The organism is Prevotella sp. AM23-5, from assembly GCF_003473645.1.
Taxonomy (GTDB): Bacteria; Bacteroidota; Bacteroidia; order Bacteroidales; family Bacteroidaceae; genus Prevotella; species Prevotella copri_A.
On sequence record NZ_QUCG01000003.1, the window covers coordinates 39782 to 63910 of the forward strand.

The window sequence follows — 24129 nt, forward strand, 5'->3', positions numbered from 1 at the left end:
GTTCTTAGCGAAGATTCTGTCCCGGAATAGGAGTTGTTTCCTATTTGGTTATGTTTGATAGATGGATTGTCATATCCTAGTTTTTCTATTTGTGCTGCAAAATTACGAAAAACTTTTGAGATAGCATTGGTTCAAATTGGTTCATTTTCAAAGACTGATGAAGAAAATGAAAAAAGAATGATTGAGAGTGGGAAAAAATGTGTATCTTTGCTGCAAAAAAAGAAAGGAATAGAAAATGATAGATACTTATAATCCTGAAGATTTCGAGCGCTTGAAGCAGGAAGTGGAAACCTTGGTGGGAAGATCCGTCAAGACACCTAAAGACTTTGAATTTCTCTCCCGCCAGATAGAGGGCTATACCAACGAGACCATCTCGGTGAGTACCCTGAAGCGTATGTGGGGATATGTGGCTTCGCCATGTAAACCGAGCAAGTATAATCTTAATTTGCTTTCCCGTATGATAGGTTATTCCGACTGGGAGGCTTTTTCGGGTGGAAACGAAGTTATGTCTTCCAGCCGCTTCTTCGTGAAGAGTAAGCTTATAGCGGATGCCTTGCAGAAGGGGGAACTGGTGAGATTGACCTGGTGCCCGGGCAGAGTGCTTTCCATCATGTACCGGGGCAATGATACCTTTGAGGTTGTGGATAGCATCAACAGCAAGCTGGCAAAGGGGGATACCTTCACCTGCCCGCAGTTTGTTGAGGATCAGCCGCTTTATCTTTCCAACCTCAGCCATCCCGGCATCCCGCTCTGTAACTATGTAGCAGGTCAGAATGGAGGAATCAAGTGGAATCTGGGGGGTGATTCTGGACCTTCCTGAAACATAAAGACAAAAAACAAAAAGCTTGGAATCACGAATGCGATTCCAAGCTTTTTTCATTAATTTCATTGGGGGTGAGCCTCATGCAGCTAATTTCATTGAGGGTTAAGCCTCATGCTGTCTTACACCCATACGAGCCTCTACTACGTTTACCACGTAGTCGCCGAGCTTCTCGCATTCCTGGATGATATCCATATACATGGTACCGATGGCATAGGTGTAGAGATGGTTGTTTACATCGTTGATGTTCTGACTCTTCAACTGGTTGCGATAGTTGTTGATCTCGTTCTCGATGTTGAAAGAGAGGTTGGCATCATTATCTACCTTATGCCCCACCAGGGTGATGTTCATCTGGGTGAGGGCATTATCTGTAAGCTCCATCATCTGGTGCATGTGCTCATACTGAGAAGGAATGAAGTCTTCCTTGCCACGGATGCGGCGGTTGAGGGTGCGGGCAATGTTGAAACAGCTGTCACCGATACTCTCAATCTCTGAAATCTCACGCAGCATGGCGCGGATCTTCGCCTTGGTCTCATCAGAAAGATGAGAATCGCTCACCTGGTCGAGATACTTCGCAATCTCAATCTCCATGTTGTCGGAGATTCCCTCGTATTTCTCGATGCGGGTATAGAGCTTGATGAACTTGTCGTCGTTGGTCTCGCCCAGGAGTTCCTTCACCATACCGAACATACGCTGGATGCGCTCGGCGAAACAGTGGATCTCCTTCTGAGCCTCCAATACTGAGATTTCCGGAGTCTTCATGATACCACTCTGGATGAAACGCAGACGGAAATCATCTTCGTCGGCATTCTTCTTAGGACGGATAATCTTGCATACCAGCTTCTCTATCTGTGGGATAAACCATACCAGGATAAAGGTGTTGGAGAGGTTGAACGTGGTATGGAAGGCGGCGAGCACGAACGACAGCTTGGCTGCATTGGCAACGAAGTGAGGATCGCTCTTCTCCATGGCATCGTCGAAACCTACCCAGCCGCAAACCAGATGGATGAACGGACGGAATACGCAGAGTATCCACAGCACACCGAAGATGTTGAATACCATGTGCGCCATCGCCGCTCTTCGCGCCTGCGTGTTGGCGGTGAGTGCTGCCACGTTGGAAGTTACGGTGGTACCGATGTTCTCACCCATTACGAGCGCAATACCCTGATAGATAGGCAGTACGCCGGTAGAACAGAGAATCATCGTAATCGCCATAACGGCTGCCGAACTCTGCACACACATGGTCAGGATACTACCAATGATCAGAAAGGTGATGGTAGTCTGGAAGCTGTGAGGGTCGAAGCTGGAGAAGAACTCCAGAACCGGCTGGTTATGAGCCAGATCCATGTCGATACCGGTTTGGCGAAGTGTACCCAAGCCGAGGAACATAAAGGAGATACCGAAGATGAAGTCGCCTATGATTTTGCGCTTCTTGCTATAGATGAGGATGATGGCGATGAAGAACGCCAGCCACACAAAGTCGGTGATGTTGAATGAGAATCCTGCACTCATGATCCAGGCGGTGAGCGTGGTACCGATATTGGCACCCATGATAACCGAAATAGCCTGGGCAAGGGTGAGGAGACCGGCATTTACGAATGATACCGTCATCACTGTCGTAGCAGTAGAAGACTGTACGGCAGCCGTGATGAGCGTACCCGAGAGTATGCCCGTCAAACGATTGGTGGTCATAGTTCCTAACACATGGCGGAGCTGTGGTCCGGCCATCTTCTGCAAACTGTCGCTCATGGTCTTCATACCAAACATCAGTAAGGCGAGTGCTCCGATAAGCCTAAAAAATATCCAAATCGACATATTATAACTTAATTAATGTTGTCAAAATCATCAAGTTTACGTTTTTTTTCGTAACTTTACGCTCTGTAAGCAATGCTCCGCTTGAGGGCTTGCTCAGGCCCGGTGAACGTCCTCCTGGGAGGTCTTCGTTAGGCTGTAGATTATTAACTTTGTAACATAGTTTTAACGCAAATGAAACAGAAGATACAAATCCGTTGCAAAAATAATAAAAAATCTCAGAAAGTCGAAATCGGAAGCACACTTTTTGATGTTTTTTCTTCATTTGACCTTAAAATGACCCATGGACCGGTGTCTGCGAGGGTAAATAACAAGGTGGAAGGCATGCATTACCGTGTTTATAACTCCAAGGATGTAGAATTCCTGGATATGAACTCTGCGTCGGGTTCACGTGCCTATACCCGGACGCTTTTCTTTGTACTGTGCAAGGCAGTGCAGGATATTTATCCGAATACGGATGTGGTCATCGATATTCCGGTATCCAACGGATTCTATGTGGATATCCGTCTGGGGCGCCCGGTAGTAGATGAGGATGTGAACATCCTCCGCCGCCGCATGCAGGAGATCATCGACTCCAAGATGCCGATACGCCGCTTCACGGTGCCTACCGAGGAGGCTATCGCCCTCTTCCAGGAAAAGGGCGATGTGGAGAAGGTGAAGCTTCTCAGAACTTCGGGTTCCATCTATACCACTTATTATAAAATAGGTGAATATGTGGATTATTATTATGGCACCCTACTCACCAATACCTCCCAGCTCTATCTCTTCGGGTTGGAGAAGTACTATGATGGCATGTTGCTGCGCATTCCTTCGGTCAGCAACCCGGATGAGCTGGGCGAAATGACCCGGCAGGACAAGATGTTTGATATCTTCAAGGAGCATCATCGCTGGCAGGAAATCCTGGGTATCAGAACCGTGGGTGACTTCAACCAGGCTATCGACGCGGGACATGCTACGGATATCATCAATATCAGCGAAGCGCTGCAGGAGAAGAAGCTGGCGAAGATTGCCGAGGAGATTGCCAGCCGCAAAGGGGTGAAGCTGGTGCTGCTGGCGGGTCCGTCTTCTTCGGGCAAGACTACTTCCTGCAAGCGTCTGAGCATCCAGCTTGCCGTAAACGGACTGAAGCCTCTGCAGATTTCGCTCGATGATTACTTCGTGGATAGGGATAAGACACCGAAGGATGAGAATGGTGAATTTGATTTTGAGAGTATCTATGCCCTGAACCTCGATTTGCTCAACGAGCAGTTTAATGCGCTCTTCCGTGGCGAGGAGGTGGAACTGCCGAAATACGATTTTCCTTCGGGCAAAAGTGTGAAGAGTGGTAAGAAGTTGAAGCTGGAGCCTAACAATGTTCTGGTGGTAGAGGGAATCCACGCCCTGAATCCGGAGCTTACGGCGCATGTTCCCGAAGAGCAGATCTTCCGTGTGTATGCTTCTGCGCTGACCACCATTCTGCTGGATAATCACAATTACATCCCTACAACGGATAATCGTCTGCTGCGCCGCATCATTCGCGACTATAAATATAGAGGTGTATCTGCCCAGGAAACCATCCGCCGCTGGCCATCGGTAAGATCCGGAGAGAACAAGTGGATTTTCCCATTCCAGGAGAATGCCGATGCCATGCTGAATACGGCGATGCTCTATGAGTTGTCGGTTCTCAAGATGCAGGCTGAACCGTTGCTCCAGCAGGTGCCGGAGAATTGTGAGGAATTTGCTGAGGCTTACCGCCTGCTGAAGTTCCTGAAGTATTTCAAGGGAATACCTTATAATAATCTGCCTCCAACCTCCCTCTTGCGAGAGTTCCTGGGCGGCAGTTCATTCCATTATTAGGAGTTAGTGTTTTTTGCCTCACTATGGCACAATATTGCCCTTTACCAGGGCAATATCTTGCCGTGGTGAGGCAAGATTCGTTATGTCGTGAAGGAGTTTTGAAGATAAGCGCTACTGCTTCATTTTCTTGCGTATCAAGCGCCACTCTCGCTTTTACTCTTCACTCTTCACATTTTGAGCGTAAGTTACTGATGTTCAATGAGTATTGTGGGTGAAGAGTAGGGGCTGACTCTTCACCACTCTTCACCACTCTTCACCCTGACTTTTTTTTGAGGGCGAAATCATTTCAGGAACAACGTCTGGTCTTCAATGATGACCAGCTCCGGGCTTCAATGATGACCACCTTCTGTCTTCAATGATGACCAGCTCCAGGCTTCAATGATGGCTGAGCTTCGTGATAAGGTGAAGAGAGGTGAAGAGTGGTGAAGAGTGAAGCTTGACTCTTCACCTGTTTAATGTATTGATAATTAATGGATTAATGCCAAAGCGTGAAGAGTGAAGAGTAAAAGCGAAAGTGGCTTTCTATACAGCCGTTTTTCGCTTTAGAGCTTGCTTCCGTAGCAGAGGTCTCCGGCATCGCCGAAGCCAGGAATGATGTATTTGTGCTCGTTCAGTCCCTCATCGATGGATGCACACCAGATGGTAGTCTTATCCTCCGGGAAAGTCTTCTTGACGTGCTCGATGCCCTGTGGAGCGGCAAGCACGCAGGCTACATGGATGTGCTTAGGGGTTCCCTTGGTAAGGAGCGCCTTCATACCCATCTCCATGCTGATGCCTGTGGCAAGCATAGGGTCTGCGATGATGAGCGTCTTGCCGGTAAGGTCTGGAGTAGCCAGATACTCGATATGAACCCCCACCTCGGTATGCTCCTTGTTGGTATATTCGCGATAGGCACTCACGAAAGCATTGCCGGAGTGGTCGAAGATATTGAGGAAACCCTCATGGAAAGGCAGGCCTGCACGGAAAATCGTACCGATGACTATCTTGTCGGTAGGGAAATTTACCTGGGCTACACCAAGAGGGGTAGTCACGTCTCTGTTCTCGTAATTGAGGGTCTTTGAAATTTCAAAAGCCTCATACTCGCCGATTCTCTTGATGTTGTTGCGGAAGAGGAGTCGGTTCTTTTGATACTCGCAGTCGCGCATCTCAGCCAGATAGCGGTTGATGATGCAGTTATGCTCGCTCAGATTATTAATTTTCATAAGTCGTAGTATTTATATTCTTGTTATTTCAATTGATGTTTATTCCTGCTGAAATCATCTGTCAAGATGCAGCAAAGGTGATGCAAAGATAAGGCAAAATCCGGAAACCGCAAAATGTTTTCCGTTATTTTTTCCATCCGGCTTCTTCTGGTGTCATCCATGGGCTTTTATGTGTCTTCTGAACCCCTATATATATAATAGGTGGAAAATGAATTTGGATGAAGCAGATTTGCGGCGAATATTTGCAAAGTCAATATGGCAAATTATAGATGAATGGGTCGATTTTTTAATTCTTTAACCTAAAAAGGTTTTAAAAAGCAAGAATATTATCTAAGAATCTTTGCCATAAAACATATTTTTTGTAACTTTGCGGCGGTTTTAGGAAAAAAGGGTTTTGGAAATCCCATTTTGAATATTAGGATAAAGTTTCAGAAAAAAATATTTCACAACTTAAATACATTTAGAAAAAATGGCAAAGTTAGATTTGACAAAGTACGGCATTACTGGTGCTACAGTAATCGCTCACAATCCTTCTTACGAGCAGTTGTTCGAGGAGGAGACAAAGGCTGGTCTCGAGGGTTACGAGAAGGGTCAGCAGACAGAGTTAGGTGCAGTTAACGTTATGACAGGTATCTACACTGGTCGCTCACCTAAGGATAAGTACATCGTAATGGACGAGAACTCTAAGGACACTGTATGGTGGACAACAGAGGAGTACAAGAACGATAACCACCCAATGTCTGAGCAGGTTTGGGGTACTGTTAAGGATCTCGCTGTTAAGGAGCTCTGCAACAAGAACCTCTATGTAGTAGATGGTTTCTGCGGTGCTAACAAGGATACACGTATGGCTGTTCGTTTCATCGTTGAGGTTGCTTGGCAGGCTCACTTCGTAACAAACATGTTCATCCGTCCTACAGCTGAGGAGCTTGAGGCATTCGAGCCAGACTTCGTTGTTTACAACGCTTCTAAGGCTAAGGTAGAGAACTACAAGGAGCTCGGCTTGAACTCAGAGACTTGCGTTGCTTTCAACGTAACATCTAAGGAGCAGGTTATCATCAACACATGGTATGGTGGTGAGATGAAGAAGGGTATGTTCTCTATGATGAACTACTTCTTGCCATTGAAGGGTATGGCTTCTATGCACTGCTCTGCTAACTGCGATATGAACGGTGAGAATACAGCTATCTTCTTCGGTCTTTCTGGTACAGGTAAGACTACATTGTCAACAGACCCTAAGCGTAAGTTGATCGGTGACGATGAGCACGGATGGGATGACAATGGTGTATTCAACTTCGAAGGTGGTTGCTACGCTAAGGTTATCAACCTTGACAAGGAGTCTGAGCCAGACATCTACAACGCTATCAAGCGCAACGCTCTCCTCGAGAACGTAACTGTAGCTGCTGATGGTAAGATTGATTTCGCTGATAAGAGCGTAACTGAGAACACTCGTGTTTCTTACCCAATCTTCCACATCAACAACATCCAGCCAGGTTCTTCTGCTCCAGCTGCTAAGCAGGTTATCTTCCTGTCAGCTGATGCATTCGGTGTATTGCCTCCAGTATCTATCCTGACTCCAGAGCAGACTCAGTACTACTTCCTCTCTGGCTTCACAGCTAAGTTGGCTGGTACAGAGCGCGGTATCACAGAGCCTACTCCAACATTCTCTGCTTGCTTCGGTCAGGCATTCTTGGAGTTGCACCCAACAAAGTACGCTCAGGAGTTGGTTAAGAAGATGAACAAGAACAATGCTAAGGCATACCTCGTTAACACAGGTTGGAACGGTACAGGCAAGCGTATCTCTATCCGCGATACACGTGGTATCATCGACGCTATCCTGAACGGTGACATCGACAAGGCTCCAACAAAGCAGATTCCTATGTTCGACTTCAAGGTTCCAACAGAGTTGCCAGGTGTAGCTACTGAGATTTTGGATCCACGCGATACATACGCTGATGCTTCTCAGTGGGAGGAGAAGGCTAAGGATTTGGCTGCTCGTTTCATCAAGAACTTCGCTAAGTACACAAACAACGAGGCTGGTAAGGCTCTCGTTGCTGCTGGTCCACAGCTCTAATTCGACATTTCGAATTTATACTAAATATGGAATCCCGTTTCTCGCAAGAGAGGCGGGATTTCTTCGTTTTTACGCCTCGAAATCACTAAAAAACTTAAAAAATGCGCCTAAAATGAATAATTTGCATAATAATAAGGAGAAAAGGTCGAGTTTTTAAAGAATTCTCAGTAAATTTGCAGCTAAAAAGAAAAATTGGATAGAATGAAAAGTAAATTTTTAGCTTTTATAGCACTTGTTGCAGCTACTTTGTCGCTCTCTTCATGCTTGAACAGCGACGAGACGGTAGTAGAATATACAAATGATACAGCCATCACGAGTTTCTCTTTGGGAAAGCTCGGTAGATACACGAAGACTACTGCAGGCAAGGATACTCTGATCGCTGATAAAGTGAATGGAGCTAACTATAAATTTTATATAGATCAGGTTAACCGCCAGATCTATAACGTAGATTCCTTGCCTACCAAGACAAGGACCGCTGCCGTATTGGCTACCATCAGTAGCAAGAACAGCAGCCCTATCTTCATCATGCACAAGAATTGCCCTGAGAAGATCGACTCGGCAAAGTATTATTCCAGCACCGATTCCATCGACTTCTCTCAGCCACGAATGGTTCGTGTATATAACAACTCGCTCAATGCCTACGTTACTTACACTGTAAAGGTGAACGTGCATCAGCAGGAAGGCAATGAGTTCAACTGGCAAGCCAAGGCTCAACTCAATGAGCAGCTCGCAGCACTCAGCGACTTGAAGGTGCTTGCCCTGGGAAGCCATATCTATGTATTCGGCAAGACCCTCGGGGGAATGAAGATATACAAGAGTGCTGCAAGCGACGGTAACAACTGGGCTGAGGTAACAGCCAACCAGACTTTCGCAGCTGCCGATTATCAGAACGCGGTGCAGATGGGCGATCAGCTCTACATCCTCTCTGATGGCAAGGTGTATGCTTCTGCCGATGCTGCAACCTGGAGTCTGGTAGGCGAGGATAGCCAGCTCAAGCAGTTGGTAGGTGCCAGCAGCAAGTATCTCTATGCCTTCACCGCTACAGGCATCGCCGTGTCTAAGGACAATGGCGCAACTTGGGCTGCCCAGAAGATGGATGCTGACCTCTCACTCCTGCCTACCCAGAACCTGAGCATGAATGTTTCTACCATCGCTTCTGTGAAGAATGTAGAGAATGTTCTCCTGCTCGGTACCCGTGATGCAAGCTATGGCGATACCATCGCTACACTCTGGAATCATGTGGCTGATTACTCTGCCAATGCTTCAGAAAGCGCATGGAACTATATAGAATATGATGCTTACCAGAGTGGCAAGATGCCAATGATGGATCAGGTGCTCGTCTGTGGTGCTGATTCTGGCTTCGTAGCTCTCGGCAGCAACGGCAAATGGTATAAGAGCAAGAACAACGGACTGACATGGGGTGTAGATACACTCGTAACTATGCCAGCCGGATTCTCTGCTGCCACCCAGCGCTTCGGCTTCTGCCGCGACAAGGACAACTTCTACTGGGTAGTAAGAAACGGCAGCGTATGGAAGGGCCGCTTCAACAAGGATGGCTGGATCAAGGATCAGACTATCTTCGAATAAGACCGTCGTCGGGAATCATATTCATATCGCGGAAGGTATAGACATGAGGAGAAACTTGTGTAAATGCTTGTTGCTGCCGGTCTTGTTCCTCTTGCCGTTGCAGGTGATGAGGGCACAGGACGATTACCAGTATCGTCTGGAGATGGGTGCCGGCGTGGGACTGGTTGCCTATGAGGGCGACCTGAACGGCAATATTCTTGCCCACCAGCAGCCGATGGCAGCCATCGTGGGAAGATACAACTTCGACCCCTACAAGGATCTGCGGTTCAACCTGGGGCTGGGCAAGCTGAAAGGCTCTAACGACAAGGTGAAGACCGATTATCCCGACCTGGATGGGAAAGCCTACTCCTTCAGCAATACCCTGGTGGATATGAGCTTCGTCTTCGAGTACAATTTCTGGCCTTACGGCACAGGCAGGGACTACAGAGGAGCCAGGAGGCTGGTGCCTTTCATCTTCGGAGGTCTGGGAGCCACCTTTGTGAAAGGAGAACAGAAGAATGTCTTTACCGCCAACGTGCCTTTGGGCATCGGGGCGAAATACAAGATAAACGAACGGATGAACGTAGGCGTAGATTGGAGCATCCATTTCTCGCTGAGCGATGAACTGGATGGGGTAAAAGACCCTTATGGCATCAAGAGCAGCGGACTCTGGAAAAACCAGGACTGCTACTCCATGCTGCAAGTCTCGTTCACCTACAGCTTCAGCGCAAAGTGTAAAACGTGTAATAAAGAAGAATAAGAACTCTTAATTAAAGAATAAGATATGAACAACTTGGATATGAACAGAATACCTGAGCACATCGCCATCATCATGGATGGCAATGGACGCTGGGCAACAGAAAGAGGTAAGGATCGCAGCTACGGCCATCAGGCTGGAGTTGACGCAGTGCGTTGCATTACATCAGAATGTACTCGCCTCGGTGTGAAGTACCTTACTCTCTATACTTTCTCTACTGAAAACTGGAATCGTCCTGCCGACGAGATTTCTGCCCTGATGGGACTGGTGCTGACTTCTCTGGAGGATGAAATCTTCATGAAGAACAATGTGCGATTCCGTGTCATCGGCGACTTGAAGCGTCTGCCACAGGCTGTGCAGGACAAGTTGCAGGAGACCATGGACCATACCGCCAAGAACGATGCCATGACCATGGTGGTAGCCCTGAGCTACTCTTCGCGCTGGGAAATCATGAATGCGATGAAGAAAACCGTGAAGGAGGCAATGGAGAATGGTGCCAGCTATGAGGAGGTTGAGAAGATGCTTACCGAGGAAAACTTCGAGAAGCACCTGGAGACCAACTTCATGCCAGACCCTGAGCTCCTGATCCGTACAGGTGGCGAGTTGCGTATCAGCAACTACCTGTTGTGGCAGATTGCCTATTCTGAGTTGTATTTCTGCGATACCTATTGGCCAGACTTCAACGAGGAGTGCCTGCACAAGGCTATCGAGAGCTACCAGTCGCGCCAGCGCCGTTTTGGCAAGACCGAGGCTCAGGTAGAAGCAGAGGAAGAGAAGTAAAAGGGGGAAAAAGGACGAAAAATAGATACTATATATATAATAAGGTATAAATGAACAAGCTAAGAAAGATTTTCATCCTGCTATTCGGCATCATGGCGAGTGTGCAGGTTATGGCACAAGACAAGATAGTACATCCAGATATCTCGTATGCCGGAACCCCTCGCACCTTGACCCTTGGAGGTATCAATGTGTCGGGTGTGGAAGGATACGAAGACTATGTGCTCACTGGTATCTCGGGCCTGACAGTGGGAGAAGAGATTGAAGTGCCAGGCGACGCTATTACCAATGCCGTCAAGCGCTATTGGAAACATGGACTTTTCTCTAAAGTCGCTATCGCTGCCGACTCTATCGTGGGTGAAAAACTTTATCTTCACATCTATCTCGCAGTAAGACCTCGTATCTCTGACATCCATTATGTGGGTTTGAAGAAGAGCGAGCGTGAGGATATGGAGCAGAAACTCGGTATGGTCAAGGGTACTCAGGTAACACCTAATATGCTCGACCGTGCCAAGATCCTTGCCAAGAAATACTTCGATGACAAGGGCTTCAAGAATGCTGAAATCCAGATCAACCAGCGCGACGATGTGGCTAACAAGGGCCAGGTAATCCTGGACGTGATCGTAGATAAGAAACAGAAAATCAAGGTTCACCAGATTACCATCGATGGTAACGAGAAACTCTCGGACAGAAAGATCAAGGGTGGACTCTTTTCGAAGGGTGCCTTTGCCAAGACCCACGAGGCTGGCAAGTTTGCTACTTTCTTTAAATCGAAGAAGTTTACTCCTGAGAGATGGAAGGAAGACAAGCAGAAACTCATCGACAAATACTACGAGTATGGTTATCGTGATGCGCAGATCCTGGAAGACAGCGTAAGCAACTTCGACGAGAAGCACGTCAACGTATATGTCAAGGTAGATGAGGGTAAGCGCTACTTTACCCGCAATATCAACTGGGTGGGCAACACCGTATATGCTACCGACTATCTGAATGCCGTGCTCGGCATGAAGAAGGGCGATGTGTATAACCAGAAACTCCTGGGCAAGCGATTGCAGGAAGATGAAGATGCTGTGGGCAACCTCTATTACAACAATGGTTACGTGTTCTCTAACATCAATCCTGCCGAAGTGAACATCGACGGCGATTCCATCGATCTGGAGATGCGCGTGACAGAGGGACCTCAGGCTTACCTGAGCCACGTACGTATCAATGGTAATACCCGTCTCTATGAGAACGTAGTACGCCGTGAGCTCCGTACCAAGCCAGGCGACCTCTTCTCTAAGGATGCCCTGATGCGTTCGGCTCGTGAGTTGGCTTCCATGGGTCACTTCGATGCTGAGAAGGTTTCACCAGATGTAAAGCCTAACTACGAGGACGGTACTGTGGATGTAAACTGGAACTTGGAGCAGAAGAGTAACGACCAGATTGAGTTCTCGCTCGGTTGGGGTCAGACCGGTGTCATCGGACGTGTGGGCTTGAAGCTCAATAACTTCTCTATGGCAAACCTCTTCAACAAGAACAAGGAACACCGTGGTATCATGCCTATCGGTGATGGTGAGGTGCTGAGCATCGGTGCACAGACCAATGGTACCTACTACCAGAGCTACAACGTAAGCTACTCTACCAACTGGTTTGGCGGCAAGCGCCCTATCCAGTTCAGCGTAGGTGCATACTACAGCAAGAGTACAGACGTGTCAAGTAACTATTACAATAATGCAGCCATGTACAACTATCAGAGTTATTTATATGGCTATGGTTCTAGTTACTATAACAACTACGAGAATTATTACGATCCAGACAAGTACATCCAGATGGTGGGTGTGAGCCTCGGTTGGGGTAAGCGCCTCCGTTGGCCGGATGATTACTTCACCTTGTCTGTGCAGTTGGCTTACCAGCGCTACATGATGAAGAACTGGAGCTATATGCTGATGACCAACGGTAATGCGAACAACTTGAACTTGACCATCGCATTGAACCGTACGTCAACCGACAACCAGCTCTTCCCACGTCGTGGTTCAGAGTTTGAGGCAAGTGTCAACCTTACTCCACCATGGAGTGCGTTCGACAACAAGGACTACAAGAACCTCGCCAACAGCTCCAAGTCTCCAACCTACTCTGCAGAGCAGCAGGAGAAATACCGCTGGATTGAGTATCACAAGTGGAAGTTCAAGGCAAAGACCTATACCGCACTTACAGAGGGTCAGAAGTGCTTCGTATTGATGACCCGTGTAGAACTCGGTTTGCTCGGTGCTTACAACAAGTACAAGAAGAGTCCATTCGAGACCTACTATGTGGGTGGTGACGGTATGAGCGGTTATTCATCCTATTATGGTGAGGAGACCATCGGACTCCGCGGTTATGAGAATGGTTCTGTATCTTACAGTCCTACAACCGGTTACTATGCTTATGCATACGACCGCTTCTCATTGGAGCTCCGTTATCCATTCCTCCTGGGCAATACCACTATCTATGGTTTGACCTTCGTAGAGGCAGGTAACGCCTGGTATGATACCAAGGACTTCAACCCATTCAGCATGAAGCGCAGTGCCGGTGTCGGTGTGCGTATCTTCCTGCCAATGGTGGGTCTGATGGGTATTGACTGGGCTTACGGTTTCGACAAGGTATGGAACGGTAGCCAGTATAAGAAGGGTGGAAGTCAGTTCCACTTCATCTTAGGTCAGGAATTCTAAAGACGGATTTTATGAAGAAAATAGTATTGATGCTGATGATGGCTGTAGCAGCCATCTCAGCACATGCACAGAAATATGCATTGGTGGATATGGAGTACATCCTGCGCAATATCCCAGCTTATGAGCGTGCCAACGAACAGTTGAACCAGGTGAGCCGCAAGTGGCAGGCCGAGGTTGAGGCGCTCAATCTGGAAGCAAGCACCATGTACAAGAACTATCAGAACGAGGTAGTATTCCTCTCACAGGAGCAGAAGAAGGCCAAGCAGGACTCCATTATGCAGAAGGAGAAGGAAGCCAGCGACCTGAAGAAGAAATACTTCGGTGCCGAGGGAGAGCTTTACAAGAAGCGCGAGGCACTGATGGGACCTATCCAGGAGGAGATTTACAATGCCGTGAAGGAGATTTCCAACCTGCGCGGCTACTCGCTTGTTCTTGATAGAGCCAGCAACAATGGCATCATTTTTGGTTCGCCAAAAATAGACATCAGCAACGAGGTACTCCAGAAATTAGGCTATTCTAACAAATAATAAGTGTTATTCCAGGAAATAATCTAGGTTATTTCAAGAAATAATTGTATATTTGCAGCCGATAAGAGAGGATGCGGCAGGAAAATACCGCCCTCGGCATAACCAATTAAGAATAATAATTAAAAAAGAATAAACAGAAATGAAAAAGCTTATTTTAATGTTGATGCTTTGCGCACCAATGACAATGATGGCACAGAAGTTCGGTAAGGTAAATACTCAGCAGATCATGCAGTCTTTGCCAGACGTAGCTAAGGCCAACGGCGAGTTGGAAGCTCTCCAGAAGCAGAAGGAGAACGACCTCAAGTCTATGCAGGATGAGTTCCAGCGCAAGGCAGACGAGTACCAGAAGGGCGCAAGCACAATGAATGCTACTGCCAAGCAGCAGAAGGAAACAGAATTGCAGGGTCTTCAGCAGAAGATTCAGCAGGCTTACCAGGATGGTCAGCAGGAGTTGCAGAAGAAGAGCAGTGAGCTCATGCAGCCTATCATCGCTAAGGTACGTACAGCTATCGAGGCTGTAGGTAAGGCTGGTAACTATACATACATCATGGAGGAAGGCACAGCTATCTATACTGGCGCCAACGTGGTAGATGTTACCAAGGAAGTACAGGCTAAGATCAAGTAATCAAACGTAAGTATTTCTATAAAAAAGCTAAGGGCAGGCACAAGTGCCTGCCCTTATTTATCATCTAGTATATTCATATCATATATAATAAGGTATCACGCATTATGAAAAAGAATCTCCTATTTTTGGCGCTCGCTCTTGTTGCCCTCTCGGCTTCTGCACAGCAGAACCAGACTCCGGCGGAACAACCAGCAGCCATCGTTGCACAGCCAGCATTGCGATTTGGCTACTTCAGCTTTGAGCAGGTTTTTCATACCATGCCTGGTTATGCAATAGCCAAGCATAATATGGATGAACTCCGCGCAAAGTATGATGAGGAAACCAAGCGCGTGGAAACTGAGTTTAATACCAAGTATGAGGAATTCCTTGACGGTCAGCGCTCGTATGCCAAGACTATCCTGGAGAAGCGCCAGGCTGAACTGCGTGAATTGATGGAGAAGAACATCGCCTTCAAGGCTGAGGCTGCCAAACTCCTGAATCAGGCAGAGACCGATGCGTATGCTCCTCTCAAGACCCAGATCAACGAGGCTGCCAAGCAGATTGGCAAGGAGAAGGGATTTGCCTTCATCATCAATACCGACAACAACGCCACACCTTATCTGAGTGAAGAAATGGGTGAGGATATTACAGCAGTGCTGGAGGAGAAACTGAAATGATTCTGCCATCCAATCCCGGACCTATCGGAATCTTTGATTCCGGATATGGTGGCTTGACCATCCTGCATGGCTTGCGCCAGATGTTGCCGCAGTATGACTATATGTATCTGGGCGACAATGCCCGTGCACCATACGGTTCGCGCTCCTTCGAGGTGGTGTATAAGTTTACGCGCCAGGCTGTGCTGAAGCTTTTTTCCATGGGTTGCCATCTGGTAATCCTGGGTTGCAATACGGCTTCGGCAAAGGCGCTGCGCTCTATCCAGCAGAGAGACATCCCGGAACTGGACCCTGACCGCCGCGTGCTGGGCATCATCCGTCCTACTGCCGAGGTGATAGGTACGCTGACCAAGAGTCGCCACGTGGGTATTCTTGCCACCGAGGGAACCATCAAGAGCGAGAGCTACAAGATGGAGATTGGCAAGCTCTGGCCGGATATCCAGGTAAGCGGAGTGGCTTGTCCACTCTGGGCTGCTATCGTAGAGGCTAACGAGGCAGATAGTCCTGGTGCTGATTATTTCGTCAAGAAGCGCATCGACCAATTGATGCGTATGGATGAGGACATCGATACCATCATCCTGGGTTGCACCCATTATCCACTGCTCATGAGCAGCATCGTGAAGAATCTTCCCGACGGCGTGAGAGTGGTGCCACAGGGACAGTATGTGGCCAACAGTCTGCAGGATTATCTGCAGCGACATCCGAATATGGAACAGATGGTGACAAAGGGTGGTAGCTGCAAGTATCTGACTACAGAAAGTGAGGAGAAATTCAAGGAGTCGGCGTTGATATTCCTGCATGAGCAGGTGGACGTTACACACGTGGACCTTGAATAGTTTATAATTAATAGTTTATAGTTAATAGTTATGCAAGAAACAAGACAAAACCGTATATCAAGACTGCTCCAGAAGGAGTTGAGTCTTATCTTCCAGTCACAGACCCGCATGATGCATGGTGTGATGGTAAGTGTTACTAAGGTAAGAGTAAGCCCGGATCTTAGCATCTGCACTGCTTACCTCAGCGTGTTCCCATCTGAAAAGGGTGAGGAGATTCTGAAGAATATCAATGCCAACGAGAAGACTATCCGCTTCGACTTGGGCAGAAAGGTGAGAAATCAGTTGCGCATCATTCCTGAGCTCCGTTTCTTCCTGGACGACAGCCTGGATTATCTGGAGCGCATTGATGAACTCTTGAAGAAGTAAAAAAGTAAAAAGACAAATGAATTTTCCATTCTTTATTGCTCGCAGGTATCTCTTTTCCAAGAAGAGTACACACGTTATCAATGTGATCAGCTCCATCTCTGTGATTGGTGTGGCTGTGGCAACGATGGCACTCGTCATCGTGCTGAGCGTATTTAATGGTTTCCACGACCTGGTGGCTACGCTCTTTACGAGCTTCGACCCGCAGTTGAAGGTGGTGCCGATGGAGGGAAAGACGGCGCCTGCCGATGACCCGATATTGACGCAGATACGTATGCTGCCACAGGTAGATGTGGCTACTGAAACTGTGGAAGACCAGGCGCTGGCAATCTATGACGACCGTCAGGCTATGGTGAGAATCAAGGGCGTGGACGACAACTTCTCTGAGTTGTCACATATCAACGACATCCTTTATGGTGATGGCAGTTTCTCGCTCCATGCTGCCAATCTGCAGTATGGAACCGTGGGTATTCGTCTGGCGCAGACCTTGGGTATCGGGGCAAAATGGGATGGTTTTATGAAGATTTATGCTCCACAGAAGGAAGGACAGTTGGATATGATGAATCCGGATGCCGGCTTCGTGGTTGATTCGCTGAATTCTCCGGGTGTGCTCTTCGCCGTCAAGCAGTCGAAATACGACAAGAATTATATCATCACCTCCATTGCCTTTGCGCGCAACCTCTTCGGGCAGCAGGGTATGCTCTCTGATTTGGAGATCCGCCTGAAGGAGGGTAGTGACCTGCAGGCAGTAAAGGCTGAGATGCAGAAGATTGCCGGCACCAAATATAAGGTGTTGGATAGATTTGAGCAGCAGGAAGATACTTTCAAGATCATGTCGATAGAGAAGCTGATGGCTTACATCTTCCTGACCTTTATCCTCGTAGTGGCATGTTTCAATATCATCGGTTCGCTCTCGATGCTCATCATCGACAAGAAGAACGATGTGGTGACGTTGCGGAATCTGGGTGCCAATGACAAGCAGATTACGCGTGTCTTCCTCTTCGAGGGAAGAATGATTGCAGTGATTGGTGCGGTGATTGGTATCGGACTGGGCCTGTTGCTCTGCTGGCTGCAGCAGCAGTATGGCTTCGTAAGACTGGGCGACTCCGAGGGTTCCTTCATCGTAAATGCCTATCCGGTAAGCGTTCACTATTCTGATGTAGCCATTATCTTTGTAACGGTTATCGCCGTAGGCTGGCTTGCCGTATGGTATCCGGTGAGAGCTTTGAGCAAAAGACTTTTGAGTTAGTACTGAACTTTCTTTTATTAAGGAGTTAAGAGGGTGTGTCATAAGCCACATCCCATACGCCCTGAAAGGGCAGAAGCTCTTAGCCCAGGGCATCGCCCTGGGTTTTAGAATAAATACAACAAAGTCGCCCTGAAAGGGCAAAAGCTTTCAAATTCAAAGCTTTTGCCCTTTCAGGGCGACCTTGTTTTTTGCCAACATTACCCAGGGCGCTGCCCTGGGCTAGGAGCTTTTGGGCTTTCAGCCCGTCCTCGTCTGCCATTATTTAGACTTGTGACACACCCTCTTATTTATTTCTTTCTGATGAGTGTCAAGCCATCGCGCAGCGGCAGGATGACTACTTCTACCCTAGGGTCGTTGGCAATCAGGTCATTGAATGCACGGATGCCCTTGGTCTGATGGTCACGGTCGTAGGCTGGGTCGATGACGTGCCCGTCCCACAGCGTATTGTCTGCCAGAATATATCCGCCAGGATTCAGAATCTTCATCACCATCTCGTATGTCTCGATATAGGTGCGCTTGTCGCCATCCACGAAAGCCAGGTCAAACATCACCCCCAGTTTGGGTGCTTCTTCGTTGGCATCGCCAATACGGAAATCAATCTTGTCGGCAACATCCGAACCCTCAATCCAGGGACGGGTGAAATCTTCCATCTCGTCATTGATTTCGAAAGTATAGAGCTTGCCTCCTTCCTGCAATCCCTGAGCCAGACAGATGGCGCTGTAGCCACTGAAGGTTCCCACCTCAAGAATATTCTTGGGGCGAATCATCTGAACCAGCATCTTGAGTAATCTGCCCTGGATGTGACCACTCGCCATACGTCCGTGAATGGTATGGATATTGGTGGCACGGTAGAGACGATAGAGGTAATCTCCCTCTGGCTCAATATGTTGGCAGATGTATTTGTCTATCAATTCTGTTTCGGTCATCTTACTCCCCGTTTTCCTTTTGTGATAAGATTCCTGCGACGGCAAGGTCGTAGGAAGCCAGACCGAATCCACAGATGACTCCCAGGCAGGCGCAGGAGATGTAAGAGTGATGGCGGAACTCCTCGCGCTTGTGCACATTGGAGATATGTACCTCTACGCAAGGGCATTTCATGCTGCGGATGCAATCCTGCAAGGCAATGCTGGTGTGGGTGTAGGCACCCGCATTGAGCACTACGCCATCGTAGGTGAAGCCTACTTCCTGCAACTTGTTGATAAGCTCGCCCTCGATGTTGCTCTGATAGTATTCTATCTCTACATCAGGGTATTTAGCCTTCAACTTAGGCAGATAGCTCTCGAAAGAATTGCTGCCATAAATGCCTGGCTCGCGAACGCCCAGGAGGTTCAAATTAGGACCATTGATAATCTGTATCTTCATAATCACATGATTTTTTAAGTCTGTATCATTAATTTTTTGTATCTTTGCAGATGCATAGGTTATCTATCTCATAGCTAACCCTGATGCAAAGGTAATAATAAAATTGGAAACTGACAAGAAATTAGATAAGAAAATGGCAAATGACATCATCAGGAATTATATGAGGTACCTCAAGCTGGAGCGAAACTATACGTATAATACGCTTGAGGCCTATCGCCACGACCTGGAATATCTCATAGAATATGCCCGCCAGAACGATGTGGCACTGGTGGATATGAAGCTGGAAAATCTGGAGAACTTCTCGGCAAGTCTTCACGACAAAGGCATCGTTGCCCGCTCGCAGGCTCGTATCCTCTGTGGTGTGCGCTCCTTCTACCGTTACCTGGTGACCGACGGCTATATCAAGGATGATCCTACCGAACTGTTGCCTTCACCGCAGATAGGCGAACATCTGCCGGAATATCTCTCCGTAGAGGAGGTGGATATGCTGGAGGCTGCCATTGATCTCTCGAAATGGGAAGGGCAGCGCAACAAGGCTATCATCGAAACCCTTTTCTCCTGCGGACTGCGTGTTACGGAACTGGTGAATCTCAAGATCAGTCAGATCTTTGAGGAGGATAAGTTTATCAGAGTTCTGGGAAAGGGAAGAAAGGAGAGGCTGGTGCCTATCTCTGACAGGGCATTGAAGGAAATTCACCTGTGGTACATCGATCGCAATCTCATGAAGATCAAGCCCGGAGAGGAAGATTATGTCTTTCTGAACCGCAGAGGTGCCCATCTTACCCGTGTAATGATTCTCATCATGATCAAGAATGCGGCACAGGATGCGGGTATCAAGAAAACCATTTCGCCCCATACGCTGAGACATAGTTTTGCCACCGCTCTGCTCAAGGGTGGAGCCGACCTGAGAGTGATTCAGGCACTGCTGGGACACGAGGACATCGGAACCACGGAAATCTATACGCATATCGAAACTTCCGACCTCAGGGATGCCATCTTATACCATCATCCACGCAATATCAGGCACAGGGAAGAGTAAATGGTTATGATTCAGCAACAAAAGGAGGATTATTCGGCTGTATTTGCTCTATTTTTCGGCTGAATATGGCAGAATCTGAAAAAAAATGTGTAACTTTGCAGCCGCAAAATAAAGAACATCAATTAATAACAGAAAATAAAGGAAAAATATGGCATATTTGTTTTCATCAGAATCAGTTTCTGAAGGACATCCAGATAAGGTGGCCGACCAGATTTCAGATGCTTTGCTCGATCAGTTCCTGGCATACGATGACCATGCTCACTGCGCTATCGAGAGCTTCTGTACTACTGGTCAGGTAGTAATCATGGGCGAGGTTCGCTCTAATGTATATGTTGACTTGCAGACTATCGCCCGCAAGACCATCAAGAAGATCGGTTATACCAAGAGCGAGTATCAGTTTGACGGTGACTCTTGTGGTGTGCTCACTGCCATCCACGAGCAGAGTGATGACATCAACCGCGGTGTAAGCCGTGAGGAGGATGAGAATCAGGGTGCTGGCGACCAGGGTATGATGTTCGGTTACGCTACAAACGAAACCGCTAACTACATGCCTGTATCACTCGACCTGGCACAGCTCATCATGCGTGTGCTTGCTGATATCCGCAAGGAGGGTAAGGTGATGACTTATCTCCGTCCAGACTCTAAGAGTCAGGTTACCATCGAGTACTCAGACGATAATATCCCACAGCGCATCGATACCATCGTGGTTTCTACCCAGCACGATGACTTCATCAAGAAGTCAAATGGCGAGGACGATGATGATGCCATGTTGGCAAAGATTCGTGAGGATGTGATCAATATCCTGATTCCAAGAGTAAAGACTCACTTGAGCGACAAGGTATTGGCTCTTTTCAACGACGACATCAAGTACTTCGTAAACCCTACCGGTAAGTTCGTGATTGGTGGTCCTCATGGAGATACAGGTCTTACCGGCCGTAAGATCATCGTAGATACATACGGTGGCAAGGGTGCTCACGGTGGTGGTGCCTTCTCTGGCAAGGATTCTAGTAAGGTGGACCGTTCTGCAGCTTATGCAACCCGTTACATCGCCAAGAACATGGTAGCTGCCGGCGTGGCAGACGAGATGTTGGTTCAGGTAAGTTACGCTATCGGCGTGGCAGAGCCTGTAAGCATCTACGTAAATACCTATGGCAGAAGCCATGTGAATATGGCCGACAGCGAGATTGCCAAGAAGATTGCCGAGACGTTTGATCTCCGTCCAAAGGCTATCGAGCGCCAGTTGAAGTTGCGTCAGCCAATGTTCTTTGAAACTGCAGCATACGGACACATGGGACGTAAGAACGAGGTTGTGGAGAAGACCTTCACTAGCCGTTATCACGAAGCAAAGACCATGAAGGTAGAGCTCTTCACATGGGAGAAGCTCGATAAGGTAGATGAAATCAAGAAGGCTTTCGGTCTTTAAGGAACGAATAACAATAAGAGAGCGGTTTCTTAGGAAATCGATAGAAAAGAATGGTGCAGCAAGCAGATTCGATACATACAGGTCTGGAGATTGAAGCTGAATTACAGCAGCAATCTGTCCAGCAAAAACATAGCAGCCAACTCACACCTAAACTGGTGCTGAGTTGGCTGCCTAAGAATGCGACCCCTGCCCAACAGGATTCCATGATCAGGGCGCACATCAAACCCTGTGAGATTACTCACTGGAGCAGGATGCCCGATACCCTGCATCTGCCCGGACATAAGGCCGGCAAGAGTTTCAGAGATGTGAGCTTGCCGCAATACTATCGTGAGTCGTTCTTCTCGAAAGACTCGCTCTTCCATCCTGAGCTAAGAGGTGGAAGACTGGGCGTGGCGGGTGACCCGGTGCCTTATACGGTGGCGGGCGATAACTTCATCACCTCGTTGCTGCTTTTGTGCTTTGTGTTGGCATGTATTGCATTCTCCAAGTCGAAGCATTTCGTTTTCCGCCAGGCAAAGGCCTTCTTCCGCGTTCAGCGAGAGGGTACTACGGTGATTACGGAGACGAGTTCGGAGGTTCGCTTCCAGTTCTTCTTTGTATTGCAGACCTGCCTGCTGGTGGCACTCGGATACTTCTTCTACTCGAAGGCATCCATCAGCGATACGTTTACCATCGAGCAGAATTGGGTAATCTGTATCTATGCCGGATATGTGATGAGCTATTGCCTGATCAAGGCTTTGCTCTATACCATAGCGGGTCTGGTATTCTTCGATAAGAAAAAAAATGAACAATGGCTCAAGGCGTATCTCTTCCTGTTATCCTGTGAGGGAGTACTGCTGTTCCCGGTAGTTATGCTCCTGTCTTACTTCGACTTATCGCTCCAGGTAGCAGTGATATATACCATTATAGTACTCGTATTGGTGAAAATGTTGTCATTTTATAAGAGTTATCTTATCTTTTTTAAAAGAAATGGCTTGTTTTTGCAGATAATTTTGTACTTTTGTGCCCTTGAAGTAGTACCTCTGTCTGCCCTTTGGGGTGGACTCGTATTAATCAGTCATTATTTGAAAATAAACTTTTAAGACAAGATGATTAAAAAAATTTTAGTTTCTCAGCCAAAACCGGCAAGTGAGAAATCTCCTTACTATGATATCGAGAAGGAGTACGGCGTAGAATGTGTGTTCCGCCCATTCTTTAAGGTTGAGGGACTTACAGCGAAAGAATTCCGTCAGCAGAAGATTAATCTGTTAGACTACACTGCAGTCGTTTTTACATCTCGCCATGCAGTGGACAATTACTTCAAATTAGCCAAGGAGATGCGTATTACCATTCCTGAGGATATGAAGTATTTCTGTGTTATTGAGACCATCGCACTCTATATCCAGAAGTATGTACAGTATCGTAAGCGCAAGGTCTTCTTCGGTGATACTGGTAAGATCGACGGATTGATGGCACAGATGAGTCGTCATAAAGGAGAGAAATATCTCGTTCCACTGAGTAGTGTGCACAATGATGATGTGAAGAACCTTCTCGACGAGAAGAAGCTGAATCATACTGAGTGCGTGATGTATCGCACGGTAAGCAATGACTTCACAGAGGAAGAAATCAAGTCGTTCGACTATGATATGATGATTTTCTTCAGTCCTACAGGAGTAAAAGCCCTGAAGAAGAACTTCCCTAAGTTTGAGCAGGGCAAGATTGCTCTCGGTGCTTTCGGTCCGGCAACCATGAAGACTGTAACTGACGAAGGTCTTCGCATTGACTTGGAGGCTCCTACCAAGGAGTTCCCATCCATGACTGGAGCGCTGAAGGATTATCTGAAGCGAAACAATAAATAAGAAACTATATGATGTTGACAGAAACAGATAACACTTTCGGAAAGAGAGAGCACCTATGCAAGCAGACGCTCATAGACCAGCTCTTTAGCGGTAAAGCCCATGCTATGACGGCTTGGCCCTTGAAGATGGTGTATCTTGTTGTTGACAAGACTGATGAGCAGAGTGCTTCTGTAGAACTGATGGTAAGCGTGTCGAAGCGATTCTTCAAGAGAGCCGTGAAGCGCAATCGGGTGAAAAGACAGATCCGTGAGGCTTACCGCACCCAGAAGCATGAGCTGATGGAGCGTATGGCACAGATGCCCGACAAGCAGCTGCTGCTTGCCGTCATCTGGCAGGATGGCAAACTGCACGATTCGGCTGAGCTGAATGCCAGGATGAACAAGAACCTGCAACGATTGGTAGAGAAACTATGAAGTATCTGCTTATCGTCTGGCATGGATTCGTAAAAGCACTGACCTGGCTGTTGTTGCTTCCTATCCTGTTCTATCAGAAGTGCATCACTCCCTATACACCGCCATCATGCCGCTTTCAGCCAACCTGCTCAGAATATGCCAGGCAAGCCATACGGAAGCATGGACCTTTCAAGGGGCTGGCTTTGGCAATATGGCGTATCTTGAGATGCAACCCTTGGGGTGGTTCGGGCTATGATCCCGTGCCGTAAGTTTCCGGCTGTTTTGCTGGGC

General features: G+C 47.6%; 25 protein-coding genes. 20 read left to right on the forward strand and 5 right to left on the reverse strand.

All coding sequences use genetic code 11. The annotated features are described in order from the left end of the window. Positions 1-54: 54 nt before the first annotated feature. Positions 55-252, forward strand: a complete 198-nt coding sequence (locus DW657_RS17550) for a hypothetical protein (protein ID WP_147381865.1) — start codon at positions 55-57, stop codon at positions 250-252. After that, the gene (locus DW657_RS01500; RefSeq protein ID WP_118311152.1) at positions 236-820 is read left to right on the forward strand and encodes a hypothetical protein; all 585 of its coding nucleotides are present in this window, start codon (positions 236-238) and stop codon (positions 818-820) included. Before DW657_RS17550 ends, DW657_RS01500 begins: the two co-directional genes overlap by 17 nt. Before the next feature lie 105 nt (positions 821-925). Here the strand turns inward: DW657_RS01500 and DW657_RS01505 are convergent, their stop codons facing one another. Next, entirely contained in the window at positions 926-2635 is a 1710-nt protein-coding gene (locus DW657_RS01505) for a Na/Pi cotransporter family protein (RefSeq protein WP_117662605.1), read from the reverse strand. A gap of 171 nt (positions 2636-2806) precedes the next feature. On the opposite strand from DW657_RS01505, the gene DW657_RS01510 reads away from it, so the two are divergent. Continuing rightward, a complete protein-coding gene (locus DW657_RS01510; RefSeq protein WP_118311153.1) occupies positions 2807-4468 on the forward strand; it encodes a nucleoside kinase in 1662 nt (553 codons plus the stop codon). Between the two features lie 542 nt (positions 4469-5010). Here DW657_RS01510 and upp read toward each other — a convergent pair. Next, positions 5011-5670 (reverse strand): uracil phosphoribosyltransferase, encoded by a 660-nt coding sequence (gene upp / locus DW657_RS01515; protein ID WP_089544740.1) that lies wholly within the window; start codon positions 5668-5670, stop codon positions 5011-5013. Between the two features lie 469 nt (positions 5671-6139). Between upp and pckA the strand changes: the two genes are divergently transcribed. From pckA to DW657_RS01570, 11 genes are all read left to right on the forward strand, one after another. Beyond that, complete coding sequence (gene pckA / locus DW657_RS01520) at positions 6140-7741, forward strand: phosphoenolpyruvate carboxykinase (ATP) (protein ID WP_117662613.1); 1602 nt, start codon at positions 6140-6142, stop codon at positions 7739-7741. Positions 7742-7942: 201 nt separating this feature from the next. Continuing rightward, positions 7943-9328, forward strand: a complete 1386-nt coding sequence (locus DW657_RS01525; RefSeq protein WP_147381866.1) for a DUF6242 domain-containing protein — start codon at positions 7943-7945, stop codon at positions 9326-9328. Between the two features lie 43 nt (positions 9329-9371). Next, positions 9372-10067, forward strand: coding sequence for a DUF6089 family protein (locus tag DW657_RS01530; RefSeq protein ID WP_118311155.1), 696 nt, complete (start codon positions 9372-9374; stop codon positions 10065-10067). 24 nt (positions 10068-10091) lie between these two features. Beyond that, positions 10092-10844, forward strand: coding sequence for an isoprenyl transferase (locus DW657_RS01535; protein WP_118311156.1), 753 nt, complete (start codon positions 10092-10094; stop codon positions 10842-10844). 50 nt (positions 10845-10894) lie between these two features. Continuing rightward, a complete protein-coding gene (locus DW657_RS01540; RefSeq protein WP_118311157.1) occupies positions 10895-13531 on the forward strand; it encodes an outer membrane protein assembly factor in 2637 nt (878 codons plus the stop codon). Between the two features lie 11 nt (positions 13532-13542). Then, positions 13543-14058: an OmpH family outer membrane protein gene (locus DW657_RS01545; protein WP_089544735.1), complete on the forward strand. Its 516-nt coding sequence runs from the start codon at positions 13543-13545 to the stop codon at positions 14056-14058. 139 nt (positions 14059-14197) lie between these two features. Continuing rightward, the gene (locus tag DW657_RS01550; RefSeq protein WP_089544734.1) at positions 14198-14683 is read left to right on the forward strand and encodes an OmpH family outer membrane protein; all 486 of its coding nucleotides are present in this window, start codon (positions 14198-14200) and stop codon (positions 14681-14683) included. A gap of 104 nt (positions 14684-14787) precedes the next feature. Further along, positions 14788-15339 (forward strand): OmpH family outer membrane protein, encoded by a 552-nt coding sequence (locus DW657_RS01555; protein ID WP_118311158.1) that lies wholly within the window; start codon positions 14788-14790, stop codon positions 15337-15339. Beyond that, positions 15336-16172: a glutamate racemase gene (gene murI, locus DW657_RS01560; protein WP_089544732.1), complete on the forward strand. Its 837-nt coding sequence runs from the start codon at positions 15336-15338 to the stop codon at positions 16170-16172. Before DW657_RS01555 ends, murI begins: the two co-directional genes overlap by 4 nt. Before the next feature lie 30 nt (positions 16173-16202). Next, the gene (gene rbfA / locus DW657_RS01565; protein ID WP_089544731.1) at positions 16203-16538 is read left to right on the forward strand and encodes a 30S ribosome-binding factor RbfA; all 336 of its coding nucleotides are present in this window, start codon (positions 16203-16205) and stop codon (positions 16536-16538) included. A 16-nt stretch (positions 16539-16554) separates the two neighbouring features. Further along, positions 16555-17784, forward strand: coding sequence for an FtsX-like permease family protein (locus DW657_RS01570; RefSeq protein WP_117662622.1), 1230 nt, complete (start codon positions 16555-16557; stop codon positions 17782-17784). Between the two features lie 79 nt (positions 17785-17863). Here the strand turns inward: DW657_RS01570 and DW657_RS01575 are convergent, their stop codons facing one another. Genes DW657_RS01575 through aroQ form a run of 3 tightly spaced genes read right to left on the reverse strand, consistent with a single transcriptional unit; the run spans position 17864 to position 19146 of the window. Continuing rightward, positions 17864-18043, reverse strand: a complete 180-nt coding sequence (locus tag DW657_RS01575; protein WP_118311159.1) for a hypothetical protein — start codon at positions 18041-18043, stop codon at positions 17864-17866. 28 nt (positions 18044-18071) lie between these two features. Next, positions 18072-18710, reverse strand: a complete 639-nt coding sequence (locus DW657_RS01580) for an O-methyltransferase (RefSeq protein WP_089545331.1) — start codon at positions 18708-18710, stop codon at positions 18072-18074. Between the two features lies 1 nt (position 18711). Then, on the reverse strand, positions 18712-19146 hold the full coding sequence (gene aroQ, locus DW657_RS01585) for a type II 3-dehydroquinate dehydratase (protein ID WP_118311160.1): 435 nt from the start codon (positions 19144-19146) through the stop codon (positions 18712-18714). 133 nt (positions 19147-19279) lie between these two features. Between aroQ and DW657_RS01590 the strand changes: the two genes are divergently transcribed. The 6 genes from DW657_RS01590 (at position 19280) to yidD (ending at position 24107) form a co-directional block, all read left to right on the forward strand. Further along, positions 19280-20185 (forward strand): tyrosine recombinase, encoded by a 906-nt coding sequence (locus DW657_RS01590; RefSeq protein ID WP_118311205.1) that lies wholly within the window; start codon positions 19280-19282, stop codon positions 20183-20185. 148 nt (positions 20186-20333) lie between these two features. After that, positions 20334-21608 (forward strand): methionine adenosyltransferase, encoded by a 1275-nt coding sequence (metK, locus tag DW657_RS01595; protein WP_118311161.1) that lies wholly within the window; start codon positions 20334-20336, stop codon positions 21606-21608. Positions 21609-21658: 50 nt separating this feature from the next. Next, positions 21659-22690: a DUF4271 domain-containing protein gene (locus DW657_RS01600; protein WP_118311162.1), complete on the forward strand. Its 1032-nt coding sequence runs from the start codon at positions 21659-21661 to the stop codon at positions 22688-22690. 6 nt (positions 22691-22696) lie between these two features. Continuing rightward, positions 22697-23446 (forward strand): uroporphyrinogen-III synthase, encoded by a 750-nt coding sequence (locus tag DW657_RS01605; RefSeq protein ID WP_089545326.1) that lies wholly within the window; start codon positions 22697-22699, stop codon positions 23444-23446. Between the two features lie 8 nt (positions 23447-23454). After that, positions 23455-23859, forward strand: coding sequence for a ribonuclease P protein component (gene rnpA / locus DW657_RS01610; protein ID WP_233546586.1), 405 nt, complete (start codon positions 23455-23457; stop codon positions 23857-23859). Then, on the forward strand, positions 23856-24107 hold the full coding sequence (gene yidD, locus DW657_RS01615) for a membrane protein insertion efficiency factor YidD (protein WP_118311163.1): 252 nt from the start codon (positions 23856-23858) through the stop codon (positions 24105-24107). Before rnpA ends, yidD begins: the two co-directional genes overlap by 4 nt. Positions 24108-24129 lie beyond the last annotated feature (22 nt).

What these genes read in the sequence shown, in the direction of transcription:
- DW657_RS01500 (WP_118311152.1), top strand. Translation starts at nt 236, where the DNA reads ATGATAGATACTTATAATCCTGAAGATTTCGAGCGCTTGAAGCAGGAA.
- DW657_RS01505 (WP_117662605.1), bottom strand. Translation starts at nt 2,635, where the DNA reads ATGTCGATTTGGATATTTTTTAGGCTTATCGGAGCACTCGCCTTACTG.
- DW657_RS01510 (WP_118311153.1), top strand. Translation starts at nt 2,807, where the DNA reads ATGAAACAGAAGATACAAATCCGTTGCAAAAATAATAAAAAATCTCAG.
- upp (WP_089544740.1), bottom strand. Translation starts at nt 5,670, where the DNA reads ATGAAAATTAATAATCTGAGCGAGCATAACTGCATCATCAACCGCTAT.
- pckA (WP_117662613.1), top strand. Translation starts at nt 6,140, where the DNA reads ATGGCAAAGTTAGATTTGACAAAGTACGGCATTACTGGTGCTACAGTA.
- DW657_RS01525 (WP_147381866.1), top strand. Translation starts at nt 7,943, where the DNA reads ATGAAAAGTAAATTTTTAGCTTTTATAGCACTTGTTGCAGCTACTTTG.
- DW657_RS01530 (WP_118311155.1), top strand. Translation starts at nt 9,372, where the DNA reads ATGAGGAGAAACTTGTGTAAATGCTTGTTGCTGCCGGTCTTGTTCCTC.
- DW657_RS01535 (WP_118311156.1), top strand. Translation starts at nt 10,092, where the DNA reads ATGAACAACTTGGATATGAACAGAATACCTGAGCACATCGCCATCATC.
- DW657_RS01540 (WP_118311157.1), top strand. Translation starts at nt 10,895, where the DNA reads ATGAACAAGCTAAGAAAGATTTTCATCCTGCTATTCGGCATCATGGCG.
- DW657_RS01545 (WP_089544735.1), top strand. Translation starts at nt 13,543, where the DNA reads ATGAAGAAAATAGTATTGATGCTGATGATGGCTGTAGCAGCCATCTCA.
- DW657_RS01550 (WP_089544734.1), top strand. Translation starts at nt 14,198, where the DNA reads ATGAAAAAGCTTATTTTAATGTTGATGCTTTGCGCACCAATGACAATG.
- DW657_RS01555 (WP_118311158.1), top strand. Translation starts at nt 14,788, where the DNA reads ATGAAAAAGAATCTCCTATTTTTGGCGCTCGCTCTTGTTGCCCTCTCG.
- murI (WP_089544732.1), top strand. Translation starts at nt 15,336, where the DNA reads ATGATTCTGCCATCCAATCCCGGACCTATCGGAATCTTTGATTCCGGA.
- rbfA (WP_089544731.1), top strand. Translation starts at nt 16,203, where the DNA reads ATGCAAGAAACAAGACAAAACCGTATATCAAGACTGCTCCAGAAGGAG.
- DW657_RS01570 (WP_117662622.1), top strand. Translation starts at nt 16,555, where the DNA reads ATGAATTTTCCATTCTTTATTGCTCGCAGGTATCTCTTTTCCAAGAAG.
- DW657_RS01575 (WP_118311159.1), bottom strand. Translation starts at nt 18,043, where the DNA reads ATGGCAGACGAGGACGGGCTGAAAGCCCAAAAGCTCCTAGCCCAGGGC.
- DW657_RS01580 (WP_089545331.1), bottom strand. Translation starts at nt 18,710, where the DNA reads ATGACCGAAACAGAATTGATAGACAAATACATCTGCCAACATATTGAG.
- aroQ (WP_118311160.1), bottom strand. Translation starts at nt 19,146, where the DNA reads ATGAAGATACAGATTATCAATGGTCCTAATTTGAACCTCCTGGGCGTT.
- DW657_RS01590 (WP_118311205.1), top strand. Translation starts at nt 19,280, where the DNA reads ATGGCAAATGACATCATCAGGAATTATATGAGGTACCTCAAGCTGGAG.
- metK (WP_118311161.1), top strand. Translation starts at nt 20,334, where the DNA reads ATGGCATATTTGTTTTCATCAGAATCAGTTTCTGAAGGACATCCAGAT.
- DW657_RS01600 (WP_118311162.1), top strand. Translation starts at nt 21,659, where the DNA reads ATGGTGCAGCAAGCAGATTCGATACATACAGGTCTGGAGATTGAAGCT.
- DW657_RS01605 (WP_089545326.1), top strand. Translation starts at nt 22,697, where the DNA reads ATGATTAAAAAAATTTTAGTTTCTCAGCCAAAACCGGCAAGTGAGAAA.
- rnpA (WP_233546586.1), top strand. Translation starts at nt 23,455, where the DNA reads ATGATGTTGACAGAAACAGATAACACTTTCGGAAAGAGAGAGCACCTA.
- yidD (WP_118311163.1), top strand. Translation starts at nt 23,856, where the DNA reads ATGAAGTATCTGCTTATCGTCTGGCATGGATTCGTAAAAGCACTGACC.